The following is a 7762-nucleotide window of genomic DNA, read 5'->3' as shown; positions in this document are numbered from 1 at the left end:
ATTCCCGGTGGCAAAACCCCAGGTCAACAAAGAGCCGGGAGGGCAAAACGTGATATCACGCCGGCCCCGTCTCCTACCACCCCCGCAGCTCAACCTTCCGAACCCGGTTTATCAATTTATCAACCAGATGGGTTTATCGGTTTATCAATCGCGTCGCCTCGACGTACACTCACCACCATGACAAACCCCTTCCGCCCCACCTTCGGCGCCAGCCCCCGCGTCTGGGCGGGCCGGGAAGCGGTGCTGGACGAGTTCGAACGCGCCCTCGACAACGGCCCGGGTGACCCCCACCGGAGCATCATCGTCTCGGGGTCCAGGGGGATCGGCAAGACGGTGCTCCTCACGGAGCTGGAGGACCGGTCCCGGAAGCGCGGGTGGATCGTCCTGCGCGCCTCGGGCCGGGAGGGCATGGCCTCCACCCTCACCGCATCCACGATTCCGGAGGCGCTGCAGGCGCTTCACCCCGAACCGCAGCGCAAGTTGACCGGAATCTCGGTGGCGGGGATCGGTTCGGTGCGCACCGACCTCGCCGAGAGCTCACGCGCCGAGCCGCACCTCACCTCGCGGCTGAAGGAGTTGCTCGACGCCATCGACACGGGCGTGTTGCTCACCATCGACGAAGTACAGGATGCCGAACCGGAGGACCTCGCCCGCATCGCCGTGGCCTACCAGGACCTCGTGCGCGACGACGCCGACATCGCGCTTGCCATGGCGGGCCTGACCCGCGGCGTGAACCGCCTTCTCGACCTCCCGGGGGCGACGTTCCTGCGTCGCGCGCGCCATTACGAGCTCGGTCCGCTCACGCTTGACGACGCCACCCGCACCCTCGCCCAAACCGCCGCCGAGGCCGGCCGCGCCTTCACGCCGGAGGCGGCGGACACAGCGGCCCGCTTCACGCAGGGGTACCCGTACCTCGTGCAGCTGATCGGCTACCTCGCCTGGAAGCATTCAGGCGGGGCCATCGATGCCGCCGCGGTCGAGGCGGTGCGCGGGGAGGCGGTCGAGCGTCTGGGGACGCAGGTGCACCAGCCGTCGTTACGCGACGTGCCCCCGCGCCAGCGCGAATACCTCGATGCCATGGCGCGAATCGGAACCGCGACGGTCACGAGCTCCCGCCTCGCGGAGGAACTGGGGCGGCCCGTGACGGGGCTGAGCGACACCCGCGGCAAGCTCATCGAGCGCGACCTCATCATTCCCGCGGGGTGGGGCGAGGTGGCCTTCGCGCAGCCCTACCTGGGGGAATATCTGCGCGAGCGCCGGGGTCCACGGCGGATCAGCTAGCCCGCAGCACCGTGAACCGGTCGTTGCGCGCCACCTGCTTCACGACGTCGAACCGGTGCTCCACCTCACCGCGGTAGCGCAGGTGGGAGTTGTGCACCAGGTAGAGCGCGCCGCCGGGGGCAAGGAGGCGGCGGGAGGCGTCGAGAAGCGAGGTGACCAGCGTGGCATCGACGGCGGCCCCGTCGTGGAAAGGTGGGTTGAGCGCGATGGTGTCGAAGGAGCCGTCCGGGAACCGCGACCCCGCGTCATCCCAGGTCACCGTCAGACCGGCCGCGCGTGCGGAGAGCACCGCGTCCGCGTCGGAGTCGGTGGCGGTGACATCGCCCGCGAGTCCGCGCGACACCGACCCGTTGCCGCAGCCCAGGTCCAGGAGCCGCCCCGGCTCCGCGGGCACATTGGCGCGCAGGAGCTCGCCGCCGTGATCGGGCCGGGCGCCGGAGAAGACGCCTCCGAACGCGACGAGCCCGCCCCGGCGCACCGGTTCGTAGCTGACCGCGCGCGGGCCCGAGGCGATGAGGCAGCGGAATTTGCCTCTCCCCCGCGAGGCGGCGACCTCGGTGAAGGACTGCCCCAGGCAGGCGTTCATCGACCGGGAGAGGTGCTTGTTGTTAGCCCCCAGGACCACGCGCACGGCGGAGAAGCCGGCACCAGCGATGGAGCGCGCCACATAGTCGAGGCGGCCGATCGACTTGGGCATCTCCCCCACAGCCACGGCCATTCCGGAGGAGCCGGCCAGGAACTCGTCGAGGCGCACGTCGCCGGCCACCCGTGCTCCCGCCCGTGCCGCTTGCTGGCAGCGGGAGTAGTCGGGGTCGAGGTAGACGACCTCGCGGCCCGTCCCCACCGCCGCGGCGAGCAGGGCACCCGACGGGTCCGAGCAAACCAGGATCGTCCCCGCGGAGCCGAGGTCGGCCTCGTCGAGGATGAGGGCGTCGAGCGTGCGCGGGGCGGCGGGGGCGGTATGGGTCATGGTCTCCGAGTCTAGGCTGGGGACATGTCTGAACCCCTCCTCGCCCACACCTTCGCCGAGACGCTGCCGGAGATGGCGGTGCCCACCGCTGCCGCCGATTTCCCGTGCCCCCAGCTGGTGGTCCTCAACGAACCGCTCGCGCGCGAGCTGGGGTTCGACCCCGCCTGGCTGCGCTCCGCCGAGGGGGTGGGGTGGCTCGCCGGTTCGGCAGGAGGCCACGCCACCGCGTACGCCGGCCACCAGTTCGGCCAGTTCGTGCCGCTGCTTGGCGACGGCCGCGCCCTCCTCCTGGGTGACACCGGCGGGCGGGAGATCCAGCTCAAGGGCTCCGGCCGCACGCGCTTCTCCCGCCCGGGCTCGGACGGGAGGGGCGCGGTGGGCCCGATGCTTCGGGAGTACCTCGTCAGCGAGTTCATGCACGCCGTGGGCATCCCCACTACCCGGTCGCTAGCTGTCCTCACCACCGGCGAGAAGGTGATGCGCCAGCAGGGCGTGGTCCCGGGCGGGATTGTGGCGCGCGTCGCCAGCTCCCACCTGCGGGTCGGCTCCGTGCAGTACGCGGCGAGCCAGTCGGAGGAGCTGGTGGCCAAGGTTGTCGCCGCCGCCGGTTTCGCGGGCCCGGCCGAGCTTCTGAGCGCCGTTCTCGACCGGCAGGTCGAGCTCGTTGTCCGCTGGATGCGCCTCGGTTTCGTCCACGGGGTGATGAACACGGACAACACCGCCCTGTCGGGTGAGACCATCGATTACGGGCCCTGCGCGTTCACCGAGCGCTTCGTGGGCGGCGCGAAGTTCTCATCCATCGATGAGGCGGGGCGATACTCCTTCGGCAACCAGCCGAATATCATCGCCTGGAACCTTGCCCGCCTGGGGGAGGCACTCCTGCCCGTCATGGACCAGGACGAGGCCCAGGGGATCCTCGGCACCATCCAGGAGCGCTGGGACCACCACTGGGCGCGGCATTTCGAGGGGGCGGAGGGCATTGCCGAGGCCGCCGACATCACCCTGTTCAACCGGGAACACGGCGGGGGGCCGGTGTTCGTGCCGCGCAACCACATGCTCGACCGCGCCATCACCGCCGCCGAGCGCGACGGTGACTACTCCGCATACCGTGAGCTGCTCGCCGCGGTGACCGACCCGTACAATCCGGCGGCCGGGCCGGAGTGGATGTCCCGGCCGGAGGGTGACGAAAACCCCTTCATCACCTATTGCGGCACATGAAGGGGCGTCGTCAAGCGTGAGCTCTTAAGCTCCAACGTTGTCGTCGAGCTTGGGCTCGTTCTCCTCGAGGCGGAGAACCTTCTGGGTCCACTCCCACTGCTTCTGGAAGGCCTCGGCATCGGTCTTCAGCGACGTGCCGTAGGTCGGGAACATGTCGTGGAGCTTGTCGGACCAGTCGATCATCCGCTCACCGAAGCAGCGCTCGAGGAGCTCGAGCATCGCCGAGGGGGTGATGGAGGCGCCCGGGGAGGCGCCGAGGATACCGGCAATGGTGCCACCCTGGTCGTTGACCAGCGCGGTGCCGAACTCGAGGGAGCCGAAGCGCGGCGCGGAGGCGGGCTTGATCACCTGGACGCGCTGGCCGGCCACGACGGTGTCCCAGTCCTTGCCGTCAACGTCGGGGTAGTACTCGCGCAGAGCTTCAAGGCGGCCGTCAAAGTCCTTGAACACCTCGGAGACGAGGTACTTGACCAGGTCGACGTTGGTGGCGGCGACACCCAGGTAGGACGGGATGTTGTCCGGGCGGATGGACTTAAACAGATCCAGATAGGAGCCCTTCTTGAGGAACTTCGGGCTCCAGCCGCCGTAGGGGCCGAAGAGGAGGGATTCCTTGCCGTCGATGACGCGCAGGTCCAAGTGGGGCACGGACATCGGCGGGGCGCCGACCTTGGCCTTGCCGTAGACCTTCGCCTGGTGCTGGGAGACGAGCTCCTGGTTGGTGGTGCGCAGCCACAGGCCGGAGATGGGGAAACCGGCGTAACCGCGGACCTCGGGCACACCCGCCTTGCGCAGCAGGTCGAGCGCGTAACCGCCGGCACCGACGAAGACGAAACGTGCCGAGACGACCTGCTTGTCCCCGGTGTGCACGTTGCGGACGGTGACCTTCCACTTCGAGCCCTCGCGCTTGAGGCCGAGGACCTCGTGGCCGTAGCGCACGGTGGTGCCGCTGGCCTTCGCGTTGTCAATGAACTGGTTGGTCAGGGCGCCGTAGTTGATGTCGGTGCCGGCGTCGATCCAGGAAATGGCGACGCGCTCGGCGCCGAAGTCGCGGCCCTTGGCCATGAGCGGCAGCTTCTCGGAGAACGCGGCCTCGTCCTCGGTGAACTCCATGTTCGGGAACATGTGGTTCTCGGAGAGCTTCTCGTAGCGGCGGCGCAGGTAATCGATCTGGTCCTCGCCCTGGGCGAAGGACACGTGCGGCACGGGGTTGATGAAGGCCTTCGGATCCTGCAGCATCCCACCCTCGATCTGGTGGGACCAGAACTGGCGCGACATCTGGAACTTCTCGTTGATCGCCATCGCCTTGGTGACATCAACCTCCCCCTTGATCTCGGGGGTGTAGTTCAGCTCACAGAGCGCGGAGTGGCCGGTGCCCGCGTTGTTCAGCGGGTAGCTGGACTCCTGGGCGGACCCGTCCAGACGCTCGTAGATGGCCTGGGACCAGTCCGGCTCGAGCTCCCGGAGCATGGCGCTCAGGGTGGCGCTCATGATGCCGGCGCCGATGAGCAGGACATCCACCTCGCCACTAAAATTATTGCCTTGTTCTTCAGACATCCGTTCAACCCTTTTCGCTTTTAGTTCGTGCGGATTCGGTGCTCAATCGTGGTGATCTTCATCGTGTCGGTCGCCGGTCAGGCCCGCACCCCGGCGCGGACCGGGCGACCGGGCCGCGGGCCCGTCTGGCGTGGGCGTTCCCGAATCGACTTGCCACTACACTCTACGCCCCTTTACAGAAGCCGTGACAATAGACCGGAGCGCATGTCCACCGCGCACGCAGGGGTGAACCGCAGTCCGAAAGTATGACCTACCATCTAGGGCATGACGCGCATCAACAACTCTGTCCCGCGCCTGGACGACCTCCCCTGGGGGGAGGACATGCTGGGCGACGGGTTCGAATCGGCTGTAGTACCCCTCGAGCGCCCCCTCCCCGGTGACACCACGGAGCGGGCCACCCTCGTCCGCGCGCTTCCCGACGCCCCGACGGGCAAACCGGCCATCCTCTGGATCCACGGGATGTCCGATTACTTCTTCCAGGACCACGTGGCCGCGCACTTCCTCGCCGACGGCCACCCCTTCTACGCCATCGACCTGCGCCGCTGCGGCCGCTCCCGGCAGAGCGGCGAGCGCTGGCACTTCACCACCGACATGCATGAGTACTTTCCCGAGCTGACCTCGGCCCTGAAGCTGGTGGCGGGCAAGCACGGCCGTGTGGTGCCCATCGCGCACTCCACCGGCGGGCTGATCGCGCCGCTGTGGATCGACGCGCTGCGCCGCACCAACCCCGCCGCGCACCGCGCCATCGCGGGCCTCATCCTCGACAGCCCGTGGCTGGACATGCAGTTCCCCGACCCCGTCGTCGCGCTCCTGCGCGGGCCCGTGAGCCTGGCGGGCAAGTACATGCCGTCGCTGCGCCTGCCCAAGGGGGCGGCGGGCGCCTACGGCATCTCCATCTCGGCCGCAGAGCACGGCAGGTGGACCTTCGACCCGGAGATGAAGCCGGTCAAGGGTCACCTCGTCGAGCTGGGGTGGCTGCGCGCCGTCATGCAGGGCCACAAGGAGATCCACTCCGGTGAGATCGACACCGGGGTGCCCACGCTCACGCTGTGCTCCTCGCACTCCTACCTGAACAAGCCCTACTCCGCGGCGGCGGACACCGCCGACACCGTGCTCGACGTCGACCAGATCCAGCGGTGGGCGCCGACGCTCGCGCGGGACTCGCGGGTGGAGCCCATTGACGGTGCGCTCCACGACGTCTTCCTCTCCGAAACCCACGCCCGCGAGGCCGCCTTCTCGGCCGCGGACGCCTTCCTCGACGAGCTGGCCGGTTAATCCGCGCCCCCCACCACACCCCCAGGAGAATCCACCATGACGCACCCCACCACGCCGGGCACCCGCGACGGTGCCGTCGACGCCCACTACGACCTGATCATCGTCGGCGCCGGTTCCGGCAACTCGATTCCCACGCCCGAGTTCGACGACATGTCCATCGCAATCGTCGAGGAGGGGCGTTTCGGCGGCACCTGCATGAACGTCGGCTGCATCCCCACCAAGATGTACGTCAAGGCCGCGGACCGGGCGTTTGATGCCCGGCACGCGGGACCGCTCAACCTCGACGTCGAGTACAGGGGAGTGGACTGGAAGGGCGTCGTCAAGCGGGTGTTCCACGACCGGATCGACCTCATCGCGACCGGCGGAGAGGAGTTCCGGCGCGGGCCGGGCTCCCCCAACGTCACCGTCTACGACCGCCACGCCACCTTCGTCGCCCCGCGGACCCTCCGCACCGGCCAGGGCAACGAGGAGAAGATCATCTCCGGCGACACGGTCATCCTCGCGGCTGGCGCCCGGCCCGTCATCCCCGAGTGGGCCGAAGGCGTGCCCCATCACACCAGCGACGACATCATGCGCCTGGACGAGCAGCCCGAATCCCTGACCATCGTGGGCGGCGGCTTCATCGCGATGGAGTTCGCGCACATCTTCAACTCCCTGGGCACGAAGGTCCGCCTGGTCAACCGCTCGCCGGTGCTGCGCAGCCTCGACCGCGACATCGCCGAACGCATCAACAGGATCGCGGAGGAGACCTACGAGACACACATCGGCAGGGTCGTGGAAGGTGCCACAGGGGACGAGGGTTCGGTCACGCTGACGCTTGACGACGGCACCACCGTCACCTCGGAGAAACTTCTCGTCGCGGTGGGCCGGCACCCGAACGGCGACCTGCTGAACCTGGGGGCCGCGGGTGTCGAGATGCGCCCCAACGGCAGCGTCCGGGTCGACGAGTTCGGACGCACCACGGCGGAGGGCGTGTGGGCGCTGGGCGACATCTCCTCCCCCTACCAGCTCAAGCACGTGGCCAACGCGGAGACCCGCGCCGTGCGGCACAACATCCTCCACCCGGGTGACATGGTTCCGATGCCCCACGAGCACGTCCCGTTCGCCGTGTTCACCCACCCGCAAATCGCCACGGTGGGGATGACGGAGGACCAGGCCGTCGAGGCCGGCCACGACGTGACGGTGAAGACCCAGAACTACGGGGACGTGGCCTACGGGTGGGCGCTGGAGGACACGACGGGCGTCGTGAAGCTGGTGGCCGACCGGCGGACCGGGAAGCTTCTGGGCGCCCACTACATGGGGCCGCAGGCCTCCACGCTCATTCAGCAGATGATCACGGTGCTCGCCTACGACCTCGACCTGCGCTCGTTCCCGCGGGCCCAGTACTGGATCCACCCGGCGCTGGCGGAGGTCACGGAGAACGCCATCCTCGGTCTCGACCTCGATTTCACCGGGCACTGAGGT

6 protein-coding genes are annotated in these 7762 nt (G+C 68.6%); 4 read left to right on the top strand and 2 right to left on the bottom strand.

The features are described 5' to 3' along the window. Window positions 1–177: 177 nt before the first annotated feature. Window positions 178–1281 (top strand): ATP-binding protein, encoded by a 1104-nt coding sequence (locus B3611_RS00420; RefSeq protein ID WP_291313106.1) that lies wholly within the window; start codon window positions 178–180, stop codon window positions 1279–1281. On the opposite strand, the gene B3611_RS00415 is transcribed toward B3611_RS00420, so the two are convergent. After that, the gene (locus tag B3611_RS00415) at window positions 1274–2251 is read right to left on the bottom strand and encodes a class I SAM-dependent methyltransferase (RefSeq protein ID WP_291313105.1); all 978 of its coding nucleotides are present in this window, start codon (window positions 2249–2251) and stop codon (window positions 1274–1276) included. The genes B3611_RS00420 and B3611_RS00415 overlap by 8 nt on opposite strands. Window positions 2252–2275: 24 nt before the next feature. On the opposite strand from B3611_RS00415, the gene B3611_RS00410 reads away from it, so the two are divergent. Continuing rightward, the gene (locus B3611_RS00410) at window positions 2276–3469 is read left to right on the top strand and encodes a protein adenylyltransferase SelO family protein (protein WP_291313104.1); all 1194 of its coding nucleotides are present in this window, start codon (window positions 2276–2278) and stop codon (window positions 3467–3469) included. Between the two features lie 24 nt (window positions 3470–3493). Here B3611_RS00410 and mqo read toward each other — a convergent pair whose 3' ends face one another. Continuing rightward, the gene (mqo, locus tag B3611_RS00405; protein WP_291313103.1) at window positions 3494–5023 is read right to left on the bottom strand and encodes a malate dehydrogenase (quinone); all 1530 of its coding nucleotides are present in this window, start codon (window positions 5021–5023) and stop codon (window positions 3494–3496) included. A 264-nt stretch (window positions 5024–5287) separates the two neighbouring features. Between mqo and B3611_RS00400 the strand changes: the two genes are divergently transcribed. Further along, window positions 5288–6298, top strand: a complete 1011-nt coding sequence (locus B3611_RS00400; protein ID WP_291313102.1) for an alpha/beta hydrolase — start codon at window positions 5288–5290, stop codon at window positions 6296–6298. Window positions 6299–6334: 36 nt separating this feature from the next. Next, window positions 6335–7759 (top strand): mycothione reductase, encoded by a 1425-nt coding sequence (gene mtr, locus B3611_RS00395; RefSeq protein ID WP_291313101.1) that lies wholly within the window; start codon window positions 6335–6337, stop codon window positions 7757–7759. The last annotated feature ends 3 nt before the right edge of the window (window positions 7760–7762 follow it).

Source organism: Corynebacterium sp. UBA2622 (genome assembly GCF_002339505.1).
Classification (GTDB): domain Bacteria; phylum Actinomycetota; class Actinomycetes; order Mycobacteriales; family Mycobacteriaceae; genus Corynebacterium.
Note: the sequence above shows the minus strand (reverse complement) of the source record. Positions and strands in the feature narration are given on the sequence as shown.

What these genes read in the sequence shown, in the direction of transcription:
- B3611_RS00410 (WP_291313104.1), top strand. Translation starts at nt 2,276, where the DNA reads ATGTCTGAACCCCTCCTCGCCCACACCTTCGCCGAGACGCTGCCGGAG.
- mtr (WP_291313101.1), top strand. Translation starts at nt 6,335, where the DNA reads ATGACGCACCCCACCACGCCGGGCACCCGCGACGGTGCCGTCGACGCC.
- mqo (WP_291313103.1), bottom strand. Translation starts at nt 5,023, where the DNA reads ATGTCTGAAGAACAAGGCAATAATTTTAGTGGCGAGGTGGATGTCCTG.
- B3611_RS00400 (WP_291313102.1), top strand. Translation starts at nt 5,288, where the DNA reads ATGACGCGCATCAACAACTCTGTCCCGCGCCTGGACGACCTCCCCTGG.
- B3611_RS00420 (WP_291313106.1), top strand. Translation starts at nt 178, where the DNA reads ATGACAAACCCCTTCCGCCCCACCTTCGGCGCCAGCCCCCGCGTCTGG.
- B3611_RS00415 (WP_291313105.1), bottom strand. Translation starts at nt 2,251, where the DNA reads ATGACCCATACCGCCCCCGCCGCCCCGCGCACGCTCGACGCCCTCATC.